Here is an 18363-nt window from a genome sequence, read left to right on the forward strand (position 1 = left end):
ATCAGGGACCGTTGAAATAGCATCTTTCGCTTTAACATATTCAAACTCGTTCATTCGCATGTGATCATTCCTTTTTGATAAATACTCGTATGCGTATTTATGATTTTGAGCAGTTTTCCCACGTCGTATATTTGGTTCGCTTTTCCGCTTCCGGTCTGGTGCAGCGACACCCTGACCGCCCCGATACCCCGACGAAGGTCAAGATTCTCGGTCGCGATGTGCGAGACGCTGTGTTCATGGAGGTCTGCGGCGGCGACGATCAATTCGCCGCCGTGGAGGTTCAGGGCACCGCCATCACCTGGGGGTGGGCCGATGAGCACGGGATGGTCAAGACGACCCGAGCCGTGATGGAAAGCACGGTCTGGATTCACGCGGGCAAAATCGATGGTCCCATCCTCAACGCGATCATCACCGTTGAACGGGCGGTCTGTTGCGATCCGCTGACGGGCAGCACCAAGGTTTGGCAAGGACGGGGGTAATCTAGAGCCGACCAATGGTACCAACGGCTTCACGCTACATGCATCACCACCACTGACTGGAAAGCGTGCCTATAAAATTCTTGAACATCTCCAAATGCCGCGAACATTCATCTGCTGATGCACCGAAAATCCTGCCTCGAACCAAGGGCGATTGGTCGCCAAAGCTCACGATTGAATCCTCAAATTCTTTGACGATGCGGGCACAATTTTCATGTCTATATCCGTAGGCCCCCGGCGGCACCCAGTATCTACCCCCCTCGCGGCCCGAATGCCACCCGTTGGACAGTGCCAACAGCATTTCCAGCTTGTCGAATGAGATCAAAAAATGCTGATCATCAGAAATAATGCGACCTGCAATGGGTCGTAACACGGCTTGGAGCCAATCGTTCATGGGGGCGTGACGACGATCCATACCTTCTAGCAATCTAGGGTATTGGCCCCCTTGTTGGAAAAGGCAAAACGGCGGCAGTTTTTCAGCGACGGAATGATCTTTCCCGCTTTCGCGAGAGATAGTTTCACCGAATAACTCACCGAGAAATTCTAAATTCCCCCCCTCCACCGCTCCAATTCCCAGCGAGTACGTCAATAACGTTGCTGGATATCGCTGAAGATCAATCCACGCAATATATCCGGCTTCGGTTGTCCGGTTGCCAAGGGCGGCCAGAGCCTTCTTCCATATATGGGAGTTAGTCGCATCGGCCCAGTATCCGCCCACGACCCCCATTGCCAATAATGTGCCGCAGGCGGCTTCGTAAGCCCGCACTCTTGCAGTGAAGGTCTTCCCGTCTGGATTATCCCCGCCCTGTATGGGGAAGCGTTGGCCGCGAATTACGTCAATGATCCTGCCAACTTCACTATCAATTAGATCAAACAGTTGAATGCGATACTTCGGTTCCGACAAGTATCGCTTCAGACTTGCGACAGCCGCTTCAGTGGACAACGGATGAGGACGAGCAAATTGCTCCAGAGACTCGACCTGTGCCTGCAATGTTGTAAGAAAGGTATCCGCGTCGCGAATCGGAATCACGTGTGCTGAACGGTGATCAATGAGTTTTCTCGCTGATTCGCTAGGCTCACCTCGTGCAGCCCAGTACATGGCGAACCGTCGCGATGGACACCGAATTAATGTCTTCCGCAAAGCTTCGTCCCAATCCGCCGACCAGCCGCAGACGATCAATCCGAAATCGTCAAATATTCTATCAAGAACTGCATCAAACTCGTGCGGGTATGTCTCCAATTCAGATGGAGTGTTTTTGATCCTAGTGTCTAGATAATCGCCATGCACTTTGAAGACACAGCATTTCGTATGAATGAGCGGCAGAGTCCCATGAACTTGATCTGGGGTGCTGAGAACCGTGGGGACGACCCCGATATCGGAAAGGGCCGTTTCCATGAGACGGTCGAAATTGGTGGTAATGATGACCTTGATGAAGCCCTGTGAAACCATTGATGCAATGGCCCGGTGGGCCGGTGTAGGTGCCTTCGCCCCTTCCTCTCGCTCTTCGTCCGTGGGTTCCCAATAGGTGCGGAGAAGCTGCTGCCGTTCAGCGGGCGTCTTGGCCAAGGCGTCCAGCAATTCTGAATAATCAGGGTCTTTGCCATAGGCACCGCAATACCATTCCTGCGGCGAAGGCTCGCATTCCCCGCCGGCCAGGGCGGCCAACTTCCGTACCAGTTCAAGGGTAATTTCCCAACCTGTCGGAATTCGTGCGGAGCGAGAAACACCTGACCCAAGAAGTAAGGCGTAAACGCCACGGTTTGCTTGGATCGAAAACGCGAGAGAATGTATTGGGTCAATCATCGCAGGACGCTCCCCTAGCCACTCTCGAACTTCAGCCGTCTTCGCACTTGAAGTGGATGGCTTTCATCGGTCAGTCCACCCCCAAAGCCTTGAACACAGCGTCCACGGGATCGCTGTAAAAACTGGTCTGGAACTTGGCGAACAATTCGGCGGGAATGGTCGGGATGTCCGCCGCCGAAGACATCGGGATCAGGATGCGTTTTGCCCCCGAATCGAAGGCGACCTGAAGGCATTCGGCAAGGTTCTCGACCGGCACCACGCTGCCGCCAAGGCTCATGTCGCCCAGCACCACCATCTGCGACTGCAATGGCTTCTGGATGATTGCCGAGCAAAACGCCACGAAGCTTGCCAGGGTCATCGCCTTGGCGGCACCCGTGTTGTGGAGTTCGACGGTGTGCAGGTGGAAATCGTGGTCACCAGCCTTCGATATGCCGCTGACCCGCGTGAGGTTGGCTTTGAAATAATCGAAGGCGACCTTCACCGCTTCCTTCGCACCCGAGTTCGATCCCAACCCCGAGGTGGTCAGCTTGCCGTTGCCTGCTGTGACCTGGGTTTCAAACCGATAGAGTCCGAGGTGGGCGGCGGCACCGGTTGCCACCGTATGCAGGACACCGGGCTTCAACGGTCCTTCGGGAATGATCTTGCCGCCACCCTGCTCGGGAACGCTGATCCACTTCTCCTCCATGGATTCCTGGTCGATGTAGGAGAAGTGGACATCGTAGAATTCCATGCCGCCGATCTTCTTCAACTGCTCCTTCACCCGACGCCGAGTTTCCAGGGCGTATTCCAGGCACCGACGCACGGCGTCCTTGTCGTATCCCTCATGGGGATAGAGCAGTTTCAGCAACCCAGACACGGTGCGACGGACGGCGATGGTGTCGCGTTGGTTCAGGTTGTTCCCGAGTTTGAAGAACTTGTCGATTGCATCGCCAAAGGTGCGTTTCCGCATCTCACGGAAGAATTCCGCAAGATAGTCCACGATCAGGCCGTACTGGTTCGTGAAAAATTCGGGACGCATCTTCGGAATTTCCCAGCCAGGGATGTAGGCGTGGAAGCGGTCGAAGAACGCGGAATCGATCATGGCGTCAGGGAACGGTGCGAGTAGATGGCTGGTTTTCACCAGGGTATCGACGGGCTGGTTGATGTTCCCGACGAAGACCATGCTGGCATAGGCACTGACGGCATCCTTCCCACGGGCGAAAGAGCCTGACGCCATGTAATCCTTCATGATCTGCACCCCGTCCTTCTCCTTGAACGTGATGCCCGCCACCTCGTCAAAGGCAACGCAATCCCACAGCCCGACCAGCCCAACGGTTCTGCGGCCCAGATTGTAGAACAGGTTGGCGACCGTGGTTTGACCGCCCGAGATCAGGATGCTGTTGGGGCTGATTTCCTTGTAGATGTGGCTCTTGCCGGTACCGCGAGGTCCGAGTTCGCAGACGTTATAATTGTTCTCGACCAACGGAACCATGCGAGCCAGCAGATGCCACTTCACCCGCTCACTCAGGGTGGTGGGTTCCATGCCGCTCGACCGCACCAGCACGTCGATCCACTGCGATTCGCTGAATGCCTTCCGCCCCTCGAACAACTCCTCCATGTCCATGTTGGGCATCTGGATCGGCTTGAGGTCGCTGACGATGAACGGCGAACCCTTCTGACCTTCCTCGTGGTAGAACTGGATGGTGACGATGCACCATATGCCGCCGACCAGTAACTTCTCGTACTGCCGAACATAATGGTCCGGCATCTCGGCATCCTTGACGCCGAGGTTGGACAGTAGGGCTTGGTAGACGTTCCGTTTTTCGTTCAGGTGGACAGTTACCTTGTCGATGACCTTGTAGCTGCCGCGTTCCCTGATCTTCGATTTGACCTTCTCGGCTTCATCGGGGCGGACGTAATTCTCGGCAAGAATCTTTTTGACCGATTCCAGCCCCTCGCGGATGGTCACGTCGTCGTTGGACGCACAATACATGCCCAGAAGGTATTCAAGGACGTAGACGGGGACGTTCGCCCCTTCCTTCACCAGCTTGGTCAGGTCTTTGCGAACCACCCTGCCCGCGAAGTGGGCGTTCAACAGATCATCAAGGCTGTCGCTCATCGTGCGATTTCCCCCACGCCCTAAAAGTCGTCCATAAAGGCGATGCTGATGCTCACCTCGACCCGTCCCTGCTCCAAATCATCGGTATCACGCAGAATGAGATGGTAGCAGCCCTTCTTGTCATAGCTCCGCTTTTGAAGCGACAGCCAGACCGACTTCTTCCAACTGTCCAGGTTGTCCTGGGTGCTGTCGAAGGTGACCCGTTCTACGTTGGTGATGGGCTGACCATCCTCGTAGACGGCGATATCCAGTGTCGCTGGCTTAACCCTGTCGGTCACCTTCTCGGTCTGCATCAATTCGAATCGATAGCGGTTCGTGGTGATCTTCGGACTTTGGGTCACGACCATCACGCCGACTTTCTTCACCGAGGTCTTGGATTTGGCGTCACCCTTGATCTGCCTGACGCGGATCAGCGGCACCATGATCTCTTGCAGCATGGCTCCGCCATGAACGAAGCGGGAGCCGCCGACGAAGTGGAACCGGTTGTTGCCCTTCGGCACCCAGAATTCCATGTCGCCATCGGCACCGGCAGTGACTGCGGTAGACCCGTGATATGCCTTGTCGCTGTCGGGCAGGTTTCGACCGATCAGAAAGCGTTTCTTCGCCGTCAACGCCCCGGCAGGCTTGTCCACCAAGGCACTCTTGTCGGTGGCGTCCAACGCGGTTTCTTGGAACAAAAACCCGTGGTCGGCGGTCACGTAGATGTAGGTGCCGTTGAGGTTATTCATGATCATGCGGATCAGGTCCGCGATCTCGGTCAACGCCGTGCGAACCGCCTCGAACGTCTTGCCTTCGGTCGAGCCGCTGTCCCCGATGGCGTCGATGGTGTTGTGGTAGACGTAGATGACCTCGTAGGGCTTCACGAATTCTCGACCGGCATCCTTCTTCATGTCGCGAAGCTCGTCGGCTTTAACCGCAACGCCCTTTTTCGCGGCGAGAATGTTCGAGCGATTGCCCGCCGCCGAGGACTGACCATCCACTAGGACATCGCCCTTGTCGGAATAGCTGAGCTTGGAATGCGGCAGCAGTGCCGCCATGCCCAACGCCGTGTAGGACGGCAGCACGCTCAGCATGGGCTGGATTTCCGCCTGGACCCGGTAGGTGCCGTTCAGGTCATCGACCAGTTCCTTCGCTGCTTCGTATCGCAGGGCATCGCTGATGATGACGAACACCCGACGATCCGATTCCATCAAGGCGGCGGCAACTTTCTGGAAGAACCAAGGCTGGTTCATGACGCCATCAACCCGCCAATTTGCCAGCAGTTCGTCCTCAACGAACTTGCCCCATTTCAGGCTGAGGTTGGTGAGGAACCAGTTGGTGTAGCAATCCTCCACGCTGTCCCGCAGTGCCTTGAGGATATCCCACCCCTGAGCGGTCGCGGCGTCGGCGGCTTCGATGAAATGGCGGTAGAGGCGGTCGAACTGGTGGAGGGCGGTCGCATAGCCCTCGAACATCGCCTGTGCCGAATTGTATTCAAACCCGGTCGAGAATTCTCCCCGTAGCCCGAACAGATCGGCGGCGGCGATCAGGGCGTCATAGACGGCGTGAAGGGCTTCACGGGTCGCACCGATGGCACCACGATTCCTGTCCGCCCAGTAGCCATTCTGACGGTGCTTGGCGATGCCCTTGATGGCGGCGGCATTGATCGTGGATGCGGTTGCAACCACCCGATCCCGCAGTTTGGCGGCGATATATTTTTCGATGATCAGGAAGGTCTTGTTGTCGAGCAGCGGCTCGATGTCCAAGCCAGGGAGTTGGCTCTCGATCTTCAAGGCGACTGCGACCGCATCCGACAGCCAATCATAGCTGTCGCTGCGTGAATTGCTGTCACGCCACTGGGCAAGGCAGACCGACGCACTGGACAAAAACAGCTTTGGCAGCATCAGGTGCGTCAAAGCCGCAGGCAGGTTCGCCGTGGTCGAATGGGCAAGATCGCTGACCATCAGGCGGATCAGCAAATTCTTGAGCGTGGGAGCGTCCTCGGCATAGCCGAAATTCTCTTGCACCAGTGACCAAAACGCCGCCGCCAAATCGAACTTTTCGATGTCGTCCCATGCGGCTGGCACCGCTTCGAGATGTGCGTCGGGAATGCCGTGATATAGAGCGGTGAGGATGCCGAAGAATTCGGACTGATCGACCTTGGTCAGCACCGCCAGCATCTTGCGGTCGAGATCACGGGCGGTATCGGTCGGCTGGACGAATTTCTTCAGCCTCGCCAAACGATCCTTGCTGCCGAGGAACTTGGCACGGGTGCCAAGGTGGGTTCGCAGCGACTGCTCATTCAGCCCAAGTTCACCATGGATGATGGAGGCACGATCAGCCCTGAACGTCCGGCTGTAGAGGCGGATATCCAGAAGCCAATCCTCGGACGGCAGCGGCACCTCGGCGGTCGAATAGACCAGGAAGCGGCTATCGGGCTGTTCCCTTTCAATCCGAATCTTGGCTTCAAGCCCAGGCACCTGATCAGCACGCAGCAGGGTCACGCTATCGAGGGCAAGTGTTGCCAGCGTTTCCTCGAACTCTCGGTCGGGGTCGTTCCAAAAAACGATGCGGTTGCCATCGGCAAAAAGCTGCGACACCGCCTCGCTGATCTGAACCTCATTCATCAGAACCGCCCGTGATCGCCTTCACCTCGGCAAGCAGGTTGCCGAACTTGCCGTAATTCACCTTCACGCCGTCGTCCAGGTCGAGCTTGATCCGCATGTCGGCGTAGTGCCGCAATTCCTCGTCGTACTTGACGAGTTCCGCCTGCTGCTTTTTCAGCTTCTCCTGCTCCTTCCGCAGCTTGTTCTGGGCGGCGGTGCTGGCGGCGGCATCGATGTCGCGACCAAGTTGGTCGATGCGAGAGGCAATCCGTCCCTGGAGGGGGGTGACGCATTCCATCCGCATCCGCGACAGGGTGCCTTCGTTGTACCGGTGCAGGTAGACCAACGCTTCGAACGCCTTTTCTTTGCCGCTGGAAAACAGCCAGTAGATCGGGCGTCTCTTGTAGGTCTTGAGGTGATCCTTGAAAAAGTCGCTGCTGAGATAGCGGCGGATGGTGTCGATGGGGGTTTCGCCACTCTTGGCACCCAGGCTATCGGCAACGAATTTCAGGTTTTCGGTTAGCGTCTCGGGCGTCCAGGCGACCTTGAAGAACTCGACAACGCGGTTGGTGGCGTCATCATCGAACCAATCGGTTTGCATGATCGGCACGATGCCGTCGTCATCGGCAGGGAAGGTGGCGTACCGGCTGGGATCGAACCCGACATTGCCGCTGTTGGCATAGATTAGCCCAGGCTCATCCAGGCTGTAGCGACCCATCATGCAGCCAATAGAATATGAAACTATTATAGAGACGCACGACTCGACACTTTGACGCCGCAACGTGATCTCTTCCAGAAGCACGGGCGTGTTCTTGTCAATGTCGAGCCGATATTTATTAGCGATCTTCGTGTTTATTGCAGTTTCCATTGCGTGCATTCTGCGTATACGCTCATCTGATTTGTTTAGAATGCCTAAAACACTATTTGAAACGGCATCTCCGCCAACTAAAATTGACTCAAACCCAGTTGCAGTTTCGAATTCGTGCCACTCTTCTCTTGCCAATGCGACGCACACATCAACTTCGCTCGAAACGTCAACATCAATGTATGGCAACTTTATTAGGTCGCCAGTTTGACAGTTTAATGTTGGAACCATTGCACCAAGGTATTCTCGTGCCACATGGGAGTTGAGGAACCCCAGCAGATTACTTTTGTTGTGCCGCCCGTCTATATAAATGAATCCGCCGCCACTTTCTATAAAACTACCGCCATCAAATGAACGGAACCCTAGATAATTACTAGTTACACGCGACCAGTCAATCCCATCACGCTCCATTTTGTCAATGTTTCTCAAATACGCCCTTTCAAATGATTTTAGAACTTTCCCGTTATTTCTCCAGTCAACAACATAATCTACGTTGCCATACCATTTGCGAAATGCCCCTCCCTTGAGGCAGGTACGCCACCCAGCCAACTTCGATCCGTCTAGTTCATGCCAATATCTAAGGAACGATTCGTTGTGACCGAGCGTTGATCCTTGTGCTGGGATCACAACATTCGCAATCAGCCCGCTCGAAAAACTATCAATCGCGTCATCCGATAAAGGGTATGCTGCAATATACCCCGGCACATCGGAAAATCTGGCTGTTTTTGTGGCATAGGCATCACTTGCATATTGTTTAAATTGCAACGGAACGCCATCTTCATTAAGGCGATCACGCCCGATCTTTATAAAATTACCACGGAAGTCACCTGCGTTTGGAATGGCGGTAAATACAAATGTGCCAAAGTTCAAATCCATTGGTGTCGGTTTTTTCCTTCATACGGCATGTCTATTAGATTTCTGATTGTTTTAGACGCAACAATTTTTTTTCTAAAATCCTCATAGGTTGAAATAAACATCCACGAGTGCATTGTAATGAGCGACGAAAATCCGCCAACTCCTGAAAATGCACAACATCTATCAATAAATAATGCAAATAGATCGCCGCTCGCCTCTCTGTATGCCTGTCTTGCATACGACTTCAAAAGTGCGTTCATGCCCCCGCTGCCCATATACGGTGGATTTGCAGCAACGCAATCATAAGTCCTATCCAGAATGCACGCCTGCTCAACTAGCGGCTTTATTTCGGATAGCACATTATTTTTGATGGATTGGCGTATTCCATCAACATCAAGCGATTGCTGTGCTAAATCCAAAAGCCGCCGTAGCCCCCCAGAAAATCTCTCTGTAATTTTTATCAGCGAGCCAAACGTCTTCCCATTTTCGAACGCACTAACAAGAGCTTGGATCGTGTCAATCAATGCCCCACTCGCACGCCTCGCCAGCATGGGCTGAGGCAATGTGGCTGGAAGGAGATCGTAGCTCGGCACCAGTTCGAACTGCTCGTCGGGCACCAGGACGCGACAGATTTCCTTGGCGTTCAATCCGCGACTTTCCTGAATCGCCATCACATTCATGCTGATCGAACGGTCGAATACCCGACGATCATCCGCCCGTGCCTTCATCAGCAGTGCGAATGCCGCCATCTGTGCGGCTCGATCATCGATATCCAAACCGAACAGGTTCTTCTCAAGGATCAGACGCGGCACATCCCGCAGCACATAACCGCGTTCAAGGTAGATTTCTTTGAACAGGTCGTAGGCTTCCACCAGGATGTGACCAGACCCGCAGGCGGGATCGAGGAATGTGATTTCCTCGGGGTTCAATTCCTTCGGCGTGATCGCCGCGAGTTTCGCTTTCACCTCATCGGTCTGCTCGGTAGGCTCGATGTAGAATTCCATCTTCGCCCTGATGCCTGACTGCGGATAGGTCGCCAGCCATTTGGCACCAAGGGTGTTCTGGACCATGTATTTCACGATCCAATTTGGCGTGAAAAGCTGGGTTGCGGCGGGAATGTCCTCGGACTTCACCACGCTGCCAATGACCTGATCCTTTTTCTCCGAGATGTAGAACTGGTAGAGCCAGCCGATGATCTCGATTTCCTGCCAGTCGGCTTCCTCAATCTCGTTGACCATCTGACGGATGACGGAATCCGAGTACAGCAGGTTGTCGGGCAGCAGAAGTTCGGTTTCGTCATCAATTCGTTCGAACAGGAAAGGCATGGCGGCGTTCAGGGCGTTGCACTGTGCCGTGAGCAGCATGCGGTAAAGATCGCCCTCCTTGTTGCCGTCCAGCTTCAGGTCGATGACCTTCTCTTTGTCCAACCCTGGCAGATCGAGATGTTGGGCTTGTTCCACGATCTCGGGGGTCGGCTTGCCTTCGGGGTGGCTCAGAACCCGATAGCCGTGATCGAGATACCCGTGGACCTCCATGTAGCGGATGGCGGCAAAGCGGTTGAACCACGTATAAGCGGCTTCCTCCATGACCTGCTCGAACCCACGGGTCTTGATCCGCGATTCCAGCTTGGCACGCTGATCCGCCACCTTCTTTGGATGAGCCTGACCGGCGATCAAGACGACATTGCCCTGCACCTGCACCGGTTCGATCTTGTCCTTGGTGATGCCGAACTTGGTGGCACGGGCGGTCACCGCCGCGATGAAGTCACGACGAGCCTTGGGGGCATAGGTCTTCAGCTTATTGCGGTTCATGGCAGGCTCGTCCGATCAGCGAATTTCAATGGGTTCTTCGGCGGCTAGGGCGGCTTCGAGTTCCTTCCGCAGTTTTCCCAGGAAGGCATCCACGTCGGCTTGAGTCTTCAGGTAGCCCGATTTCATTTCAGCGGGTCGAACAACACGGGGCTTTTTGAAGACGGGCTGCGGTGCCACCACCTTGGGCTTGGTAGCAACGGCAACCGTCGTATCACCACCTGCTGGCGTCACGGGATCGGCAGGTGGCTTCGGCGGCACATATCGGGCGATGACATCCAGTGCGTCATCCTTGGCATCGACGGCTTCAGCGACCGCCTGATGAATGTGGGCGATGCTGGTCTGCTTCTCGGCGGTCAGCCGAAGTTTTTGAAGTTCGATCAGGCACTTGTTCCTGAGTTCCGGCGATGCCGCGATGTGATCCAGGGCGTCCTTCACCTCGGAAACATGCTGATCAATCTGCCCCAGGGCATGGCTACGACGCTTATTCACCACCTCGTCATTGATGGCGGCGACCTTGCTGACCAATCCGCTGATATCCTTGATCAACGGGTATGGGGCGACGTGAGCCAGAATAACTTCCATCTGCTGCAAGGCGGCGGCAGCATCTTGGTTGTGGTCAAGTTCCTTGCGGTTGACGATGAATTCACCGTGCTTTTTCCGCAGCAATTCCCAGGTCGGTTGCTGGGTGCCGTAGAAGGTGTCCAGGTCGCTCACGTTGTCGGATAGGTTCTCGAACTCCACCTTCAGTGTGACGAACCGCTTGATGAAGCCATAGCTGTCCTTCTCGGTCAGGATCAGCTTCAGCAGTTTCAGCCCGATATCAATGGCGTCTTTGCCAGGGTAATTGCCTGTTTCCGCCAGTTTGAGATAGCCGCTGAGATTGGTCTGCCAGCTTTCGCATTGCTCGCGAAGGAATTCGTAGAGGGCGTCCTCGCCATCCGGTCCCATCTTGGCAAAGACGTTCTTTCCAAGGTTCCGAGCTTGCTGGAGCAGGGAGGCATCGACCGTCTGCCGCTTGATCACCACGATGCTCCGCCACTTGTTGGGCGTCTTCACCACTTCAAAAATCTTGTCACGGGTCAGCAAGGCACCGTCCATGGACAGGCTCAGTTCACCAGCCGCGACCAATCGGGCAACCAGCCGCAGCACCTCCCATTCCGGCCATCCGTAGGGACGCTTGCCGAACCTGCTTTCGATGAGGTCGTGCAGAACCACCCTCTTGCTGGTGCTGTCCATCAAACTGACGAACGCCAGCACCTCCTTGAGTGCCTGGGCATTCCCCTCGTCGCCTTCCAACTTCAGCTTCTGGTCGGCGGTATCGGGGGCGTTCAGGACCGCCTTGATCTCGTTCAGGAGAGCGGTCTGGTCCTGAATGATGTGCTTGAGGAAACCCAGTTTGGTGAAGGTGTTGCGGATCAGATAGTCCATGGACTGGCGGATCGCCGCATCCCCTGAGCCGCCCTTCACCGCCACCTTGCTGCCAGCGGCATAGAATTCGGCATTCTTCAGCAATTCGCCAAGATGGACGGTCAGATTGTCCAGGCGTTTGCGGTTCTCGGCGGCTCGATCTTGGAGAATTCTCACCGTGCTGGCGGGTAGCCCGCCATTATTGGTGCGGGCGACGAACTTATCCGTTTGCAGGTATGTCCGCAGTTCCTGCCCCAGCTTGCGGTCGGCGGGTAGCTTGACGATGACCTGCCCGCCGTTTTCGTTGGATTTCATCAGGCAACGAGCTTCGTTCCAATCGTCGTAGTCCTCGGACAGTGGTGTGATTGCCGACACCGCCAGATCATCGTCAGTCCTGGTGCCATAGGGGTGCTGATCGCAGAAGCGGTTGAACAGGAAGTCCTTCTTGGTGTCCTCGAAGCGGTGCTTTCGGTTTCCGCCCAGGACATCCTCAAAGATCATCCTGCCGAGTTCCTTGACCTCCTCACCGCCATGCAGGTCGATGCCCTTGATGCCGCGACCGATGTCCTTCTCTTCGTCGGTCAGGAAGAAATAGTCTTCGCCATTCCGACGAACGAGGGTTTCCCGTTCGAGCCGTTGGAGGCTCGCTTCGATCTGTTTCTTGATCGCCAGACGGTCAGCGTCGATCCGGTCGATGAATAGGGTCACGAGGTTATCGACGTTCCCCTTAATCTCCTCGACGTAGCGGATGAGAAACAGCGTCCGCAGAACCAGATTGTCGAATGGTTCCAGCGAGGCGTTATCACCTGCCTGATCGATGGTCACCTTCACGGTGGTATCGAGGAAACTCTCGATGGATGGGTAGAAAAGGTAGAGCGGAGCCAGAACCCCGACATTGGCGGACGACAAATCCTTGGCGGCGGTCTGAAAAGCGTCGAGCATCGACCTTTCACCTTTGGCAAGGTGCAGACCGGTGGCACCAACGCGGCGGATCGCCTCAAAAATCTTCTGTACCAATTGGAACTGGTAGGGGGCGAACGGGTAGACCTTGGCGAAGTGATCGTCGTTGGCGAACGGCTTGAAGGTCATGCCAACGTTGGTGAAGCTGAGTTGGTTTTTGAGGATGTCAGCCTTGTCCTTATAGACGCCAACCAGGGCATCCCGTGCATTCGCCGTCTTGTCCAGCAAGCGAGCCTGGATCACCTCATGCACGTCGGCACTGGACAGCGATAGCCGCGTCTTGAACCGCCCTTGAATCTTCGAGAAGTCGTTGCTCTTGGCGGATCGCATTTCGCCCAGAACCGCGTCGATATCCTCCTGCGAGGTGACGATCACCCAAGCCCGTCCGCCGCAGACTGTGCCGAGATTTTCTGTGATGGTCTGGAGCCGCAGCATCATGTGGGTGTCTTGCCCGATGAACTGTCCGATCTCATCGACCAAGAACACGACGCGGTGCTTCGGTCCTTTGGAATCGAGATACTGCTTCACCCAGGCGGCGAAATTGTCTGGGGAAAGATTGACGGCGACCTCGGGGTTATCGAGCCACTTTTCGAAAGAATCCTCGGACTGACCCAGCACCCGTGCCAGTGCGGTCTTGATGCTGTCGGAATTCAGGAAAAAGGCATCCCGTTCATCGACCCATTCGCCGCCAGCGATTTCTCGATAGACCTTCTTGAATTCGTCCAGCTTGCCCTTGGCACCGAGATGACGTTCCAGATTGGCAATGTGAGGGTGGTCGGGGCTGTAGCCGAGCCGTTCATTGAAGACGTTGGTAAACACCGTCAGGATCGGGTCGTCGTTGCCGGTGTCCGCCTTTGAATCGATGTTGAAGAGGATGACATCGGTTTCGGCTGCGACCGCACGCTTGATGTCGGCAGCCAGCATGGCGTCATGGATTTTGCCGTCGAAAAAGTCCACGGCCCGCTTGGTTTCTCCACCCATGCTGACCGTGTTGTTTTCCAGCAGGTAGGACAGCACCTTGAGAAAGTGCGATTTGCCCGAGCCGAAGAAACCCGACACCCACACTCCGACCTTGCCAGCCGTCTCGGGATCACCGGAAGCGTCGATAGACCGCAGGTAGGAATCGAAGAATTTCCTCAGATGGTTGTCGAGTTCGCGGGTGATCACATACTCATCGAGTTCCTGCCACTTCGACCCGTCATCGATCTGGTCAGCCTTGATGACGCCGTTGATGGGGCGGTCGATGGGCTTCTCGAAGAGTTCCTTGATCAGCATAATTCCCCCTCACGGCACCAACTTGAATGCACGATAATAATTGTCGTCCTTCAGCGTCCCAAAAAGCCGAAGGGTCTGACCGTCATATCTGCCTGGAAAAAACATCACGAGCGGCTTGTCCCGCATCACATGATGCAGGTTGTTGAGCAGGCTGTGCGTGCGGAGCAGCGGATAGATCGTGCCAACGCCTGACACCAACACGAGGTCGTGGTTCGACAGATCGCACGCCGCCTCGAACACGGGTGCGAGCTTGCTGCCCTTCAATGGCTCGGACAGTGCCTTCAGCAAGAAGGCATCACCCTTTTTACGGGTTTGCTCGATAGCCTTGTCGAGTAGCTTGCGGTCGGCAAGATGGTCCAGAACCATGTCGAACAGGTTGATGTGCTTGACCCGTAGACCGGGGCGTTTTTTCGGAAGTTGCTCCATCAGGAATCCAAGGTGATCCCTGATGGCAAGTTCGTCCTCGGCTGGATAATCGAAGATGTAGAAGCCGATCTCGTTTCCCAACCCGCGACCGCTAATCAGGTCATCGGACACCAGCCGATCCAGAACCATGTTCAGACGGTCATCGAGATTGCTCATATGGACACCTGGATGCAGCGAATGACGTATTGCTCGTCGTTCTCGCGAAGGTAGCTCATCACCTCACCGGAAATTCTGACGGGCTTCAGGCGGTACGTTTTCGAATCGGTGACGTATCCAACCTCCGCCAGAATTCTGTAGACGCAATCCGCCAGCTTGTTGGCGGTGCTGTCCTGCCATACCGGCATCAGCGGATCACGGTTTCGGCACTGCTCCAGATATTGATCCCACATCTTCCTCGGCAGGTCGGTGCGGAACATGCGGAACTGGTCCCGCACCACCAAATCGAGGAAATCGCCAAGCAGGGCGGAATGCTTGATGGCGGCGGCGAAAACCGCTTGGGTGGCGACCTGGGTTGAGCCGTCCCGGACCAGCCGCCATAGGTCCGCCCCCATGGATTGAAGCCGGGCACGGATCAGCGACGACTGCCGCTTCGCCGTACCGGGGCTACGCCGCTGGAGAACATTCTCGACCTCGATGGCATGACGCCACTGCTCGTCGCTGACTCCATCAAGGAGCAGCCCGGCAATGATACGGCTTTCGGGGATTTTGAGTGATCCGCCGCCGATGTCCGCCTTGTATCGCGGTCCCGCCATTCTCTCCTCGTCACGACAAAAACATGCGGGAGCAGCCTATCCGCCCAAGCCACTGTGAGCAACCTGGAGTCCTGCGGGATTCATGCGGAATCCATGCTGATAGCAGCGTCAGTGACCGGAAATGTCACCATGCCAAACCCCTCCGATTCTCAACGCCCCCTCTGCAATTCGGTGAAGTGCCAACCGACTGCATCCGCAGGATAAATAACATTGAAAGAGAGGGGTGTCATGAACCAATCAGATGAACTACCGAAAGATTTATCAATAAAAACAGACGTAGATCAGCCATACGAACGAGTTCGAAACTGTCAAAACTGTGGCTGCATCACATTTGTAATTCTTAAAGACTATAGGCTTCGGTGCTTTGAGTGCGATGAACTTTTTCGCTTCGAGGACCAGCCTGAGAATTTGCAGGCACATGACCCGCAGGATGACATCGACCACAGACTCGGCATGATCTCTGAACTGCTTCCATGGCGGCTGAGCTATTCGGTTGATGAAGAAGGGTTGGCTCATTTGCGAACAACCGTGCAGGGCTGCGTCGGAGATTTTCGAATCACCGATTTGGGCGGCGGACCTCTGACTGCCATGCACCTTGAAACCGTCCTTGCCCATGTCCGGCACGCCGAGGTCACGGTTTGGCTGAACGATGAATCAGACGTTCGGATGATTCGAGCCGCAAGTGCGGCCATTAACGCTGCGGCGGCATGCTGATGTGGAAGAGAGGTGTGAGCCGGTTGCTTAAGCGGGGGTTATAGATAATGAATATACAAAAGGAGATACAAAATGGACTTTTTTGAAAGAGGTAAAATTGGCTTAGAAGAGATGTATGCAAACAGAGCGATTCTGGACGGCATCCGCAAGCAATTCAGACGCTCGGATGATTTCTGCATCTCGCATGAAACAATCGATCATTTTCTCGATGATTTCCCCGTAAAACACGAATCGTTCGCTCTAATCGTCGGAAAGACACTTGTCGATAGTGACGGCCAATTCCGAAAACTTGCTGATGATCAGCATGACATCGCCATCGAGGTTCGTCACAACGTCGATCCTTCAGATGAATGCGGGGGAGGACTCGCACGGGAAGTCCTGACCTGGATGCATCGGGTTGGACAAAGGATTTGATGGAGGAGAACGAATGCGGTCATTGCGAGACATTTACACCGAATGTGCCGAATTGGGCTTGTGCAGGTCGGGGCGTGATTTTGGGTGGATGTTCAATCGAACGGAGAGTTTTTTGTCCAGTTCCTTGAGCAGAAACCGAAGACCATCCACGGAGGCATTGTTGGCTTTGACGGTGAACTTGAAGGATGTAATCGAGCGGACCACAAAGGAGTCTGCCACATGTAGCGATGCTGAAGAAGCCATGGCGTTAAATGAAGGGGCATCCGCCTTGGCATGTCTAAGCAATGAAGTGTGGGAGGAGATATGGAGCAGAGTCGAGAGGCAGTAGCTTGCGGCATTTATGCCGGTGTAGAAATATTTTTACGCCGATGTATTGGAATCCGCTCGGCTTATACATAATATATTCCCACACAACGAGTGGAGGTCATTATGCAGGGGCTGAAGTTGACGGACACTCCCCGTCCCCTCGTCGTAGACACGCGACGACGCAGCGGAAGGCAGATCGCCTTGGATCATGTTTCCACCCAACTCGCCATCGTGAAGAACCCGACGATGACGTTGACGCGGGATCGCTATGTCCGTGTGGAGGGGGAAGAGAAGGCGACCAAGAAGACTGTCGCCGTCAAGCCTCGTCCATGGTTCTGGAAAACGGCAGACGGCACGACGATGCTGCAAATTCGGCTTGGCACCACCTTGGTCGAGGTTGAAAAGGGAAAGCCGACCGTGGTGGTCGGTCCCGAGGATCAGTTGGAGAAAACCCTTCTGGTCATTGCCGATCTTATCAAAGCGGGGAAGCTCGATGAACAGATCGCCGCCGCACGGGCAAAGACCCGCCGAAAGAAGGCGTCGGAATAGGATCGGGCAATTGGGGATCGAGCATGACTCGCTCCCCAATCCGCATTCTTGTCAGGCGGCACCATAACCAGCATCCCGCAGACGCTGCCACGCGAACTGGACCCAGTGGGGTTCCAGTTCAAAGCCGACAAAGTGATTTCCCAATTCATACGCAGCGAGGGCGGTGGTCCCCGTTCCCGTGAACGGATCGAGGATCAGGTCGTTCGCCCCAGTCAGCAGCTTGATCAGCCGCCTCGGCAATTCCACGGGAAAAGGGGCAGGATGGCTGGCAACCTTCCTCGTTCGACGTTGAGCAGGGATGTCCCAAATGCTCAACGTCGCCGCCTTGAACTCTTCCTTGGTCATGCGGCGATTTCCACGAAGTTCAGGACGTGACCAATCCCCCTTCGAAAAAATCAGAACATGTTCATGGTGTTCCCGCAGCGTCGGTGCTGACGGGCTGAGCCAACTCCCCCATGCCGTGTTCAAGGTCTTCGCCCCCACCTTGTTCCAAATGATCTCCCCCTTCATGTCGAAGCCGATCTCCGCCATCAGGTCGGCGTAGATGCTTGCCAAGTGGACATAGGGCTTACTGTGGCTGTTCCCGATGTTGATTGCGACCCGTCCGTGGTCCGCCGTCACGCGGAAGACCTCACCGAACACCTTCTTCGCGAATGCCCGATATTCGGCAAGCGGGAGGTTGTCGTTCGAGTTCTGTCCGTAGCTAATTCCGACGTTGTAGGGTGGGGAGGTCACGGTTAGATGCACCGAGCCGTCGAGAATGACGCTCATATCCGCACACGAGCAGTTGTGGATTTTGATGTTGTCGTTTGTCGCGGTCGGAACGGCGAACTCGCCAACGACCACGGGCATGGCGGTGCTACCCGTGGACACCGCAGTTTCGAGGTGGATGGATTCGTTGGTCGCCTTCATCACACGCCCCCCTTGTTCGAGGGGGTGTGCGTCGGCGGTATCGGCGGCGAGGGAATGTTATCGTTCGCCACAAGGGCAATGCGGCTGAGGGTGAATTCATAGGAAGCGACCTGAGCGGAGAAGATACGCAGAGCCACCTCTTGGGACTTGCAAG

General features: G+C 55.3%; 13 protein-coding genes. 4 read left to right on the top strand and 9 right to left on the bottom strand.

The annotated features are described in order from the left end of the window. Window positions 1–89: 89 nt before the first annotated feature. Complete coding sequence (locus tag H261_RS19750; protein ID WP_008621102.1) at window positions 90–479, top strand: hypothetical protein; 390 nt, start codon at window positions 90–92, stop codon at window positions 477–479. A 43-nt stretch (window positions 480–522) separates the two neighbouring features. On the opposite strand, the gene H261_RS24090 is transcribed toward H261_RS19750, so the two are convergent. From H261_RS24090 to H261_RS19785, 8 genes are all read right to left on the bottom strand, one after another. Beyond that, window positions 523–2142: an SIR2 family protein gene (locus H261_RS24090; protein WP_161625055.1), complete on the bottom strand. Its 1620-nt coding sequence runs from the start codon at window positions 2140–2142 to the stop codon at window positions 523–525. A gap of 208 nt (window positions 2143–2350) precedes the next feature. Further along, window positions 2351–4378, bottom strand: coding sequence for a protease Lon-related BREX system protein BrxL (gene brxL / locus H261_RS19755; RefSeq protein ID WP_008621104.1), 2028 nt, complete (start codon window positions 4376–4378; stop codon window positions 2351–2353). Between the two features lie 20 nt (window positions 4379–4398). Beyond that, on the bottom strand, window positions 4399–6984 hold the full coding sequence (gene pglZ / locus H261_RS19760; RefSeq protein ID WP_008621106.1) for a BREX-1 system phosphatase PglZ type A: 2586 nt from the start codon (window positions 6982–6984) through the stop codon (window positions 4399–4401). Beyond that, window positions 6977–8704 (bottom strand): BREX-1 system adenine-specific DNA-methyltransferase PglX, encoded by a 1728-nt coding sequence (pglX, locus tag H261_RS26220; RefSeq protein WP_235062992.1) that lies wholly within the window; start codon window positions 8702–8704, stop codon window positions 6977–6979. The genes pglZ and pglX (H261_RS26220) overlap by 8 nt, the downstream gene beginning before the upstream one ends. Beyond that, the gene (pglX, locus tag H261_RS24970) at window positions 8695–10494 is read right to left on the bottom strand and encodes a BREX-1 system adenine-specific DNA-methyltransferase PglX (RefSeq protein ID WP_052004343.1); all 1800 of its coding nucleotides are present in this window, start codon (window positions 10492–10494) and stop codon (window positions 8695–8697) included. The genes pglX (H261_RS26220) and pglX (H261_RS24970) overlap by 10 nt, the downstream gene beginning before the upstream one ends. Window positions 10495–10509: 15 nt before the next feature. Next, complete coding sequence (gene brxC, locus H261_RS19775) at window positions 10510–14136, bottom strand: BREX system P-loop protein BrxC (protein ID WP_008621107.1); 3627 nt, start codon at window positions 14134–14136, stop codon at window positions 10510–10512. 9 nt (window positions 14137–14145) lie between these two features. Then, the gene (locus H261_RS19780) at window positions 14146–14718 is read right to left on the bottom strand and encodes a DUF1788 domain-containing protein (RefSeq protein ID WP_008621108.1); all 573 of its coding nucleotides are present in this window, start codon (window positions 14716–14718) and stop codon (window positions 14146–14148) included. Beyond that, window positions 14715–15314, bottom strand: a complete 600-nt coding sequence (locus H261_RS19785; RefSeq protein ID WP_008621109.1) for a DUF1819 family protein — start codon at window positions 15312–15314, stop codon at window positions 14715–14717. Before H261_RS19785 ends, H261_RS19780 begins: the two co-directional genes overlap by 4 nt. Window positions 15315–15542: 228 nt before the next feature. Between H261_RS19785 and H261_RS24975 the strand changes: the two genes are divergently transcribed. The 3 genes from H261_RS24975 to H261_RS19795 all read left to right on the top strand — a co-directional run bounded on the left by H261_RS24975 (window position 15543) and on the right by H261_RS19795 (window position 17297). Further along, window positions 15543–16028 carry a hypothetical protein gene (locus tag H261_RS24975; RefSeq protein WP_152426991.1) on the top strand — a complete coding sequence of 162 codons (486 nt, stop codon included), beginning with the start codon at window positions 15543–15545 and terminating at the stop codon, window positions 16026–16028. Between the two features lie 72 nt (window positions 16029–16100). Continuing rightward, window positions 16101–16442: a hypothetical protein gene (locus tag H261_RS24980; protein WP_152426992.1), complete on the top strand. Its 342-nt coding sequence runs from the start codon at window positions 16101–16103 to the stop codon at window positions 16440–16442. A gap of 429 nt (window positions 16443–16871) precedes the next feature. After that, on the top strand, window positions 16872–17297 hold the full coding sequence (locus H261_RS19795; RefSeq protein WP_008621110.1) for a hypothetical protein: 426 nt from the start codon (window positions 16872–16874) through the stop codon (window positions 17295–17297). A 51-nt stretch (window positions 17298–17348) separates the two neighbouring features. On the opposite strand, the gene H261_RS19800 is transcribed toward H261_RS19795, so the two are convergent. Next, entirely contained in the window at window positions 17349–18209 is an 861-nt protein-coding gene (locus tag H261_RS19800) for a DNA-methyltransferase (RefSeq protein ID WP_008621111.1), read from the bottom strand. Window positions 18210–18363 lie beyond the last annotated feature (154 nt).

Source organism: Paramagnetospirillum caucaseum (assembly GCF_000342045.1).
Classification (GTDB): Bacteria; Pseudomonadota; Alphaproteobacteria; order Rhodospirillales; family Magnetospirillaceae; genus Phaeospirillum; species Phaeospirillum caucaseum.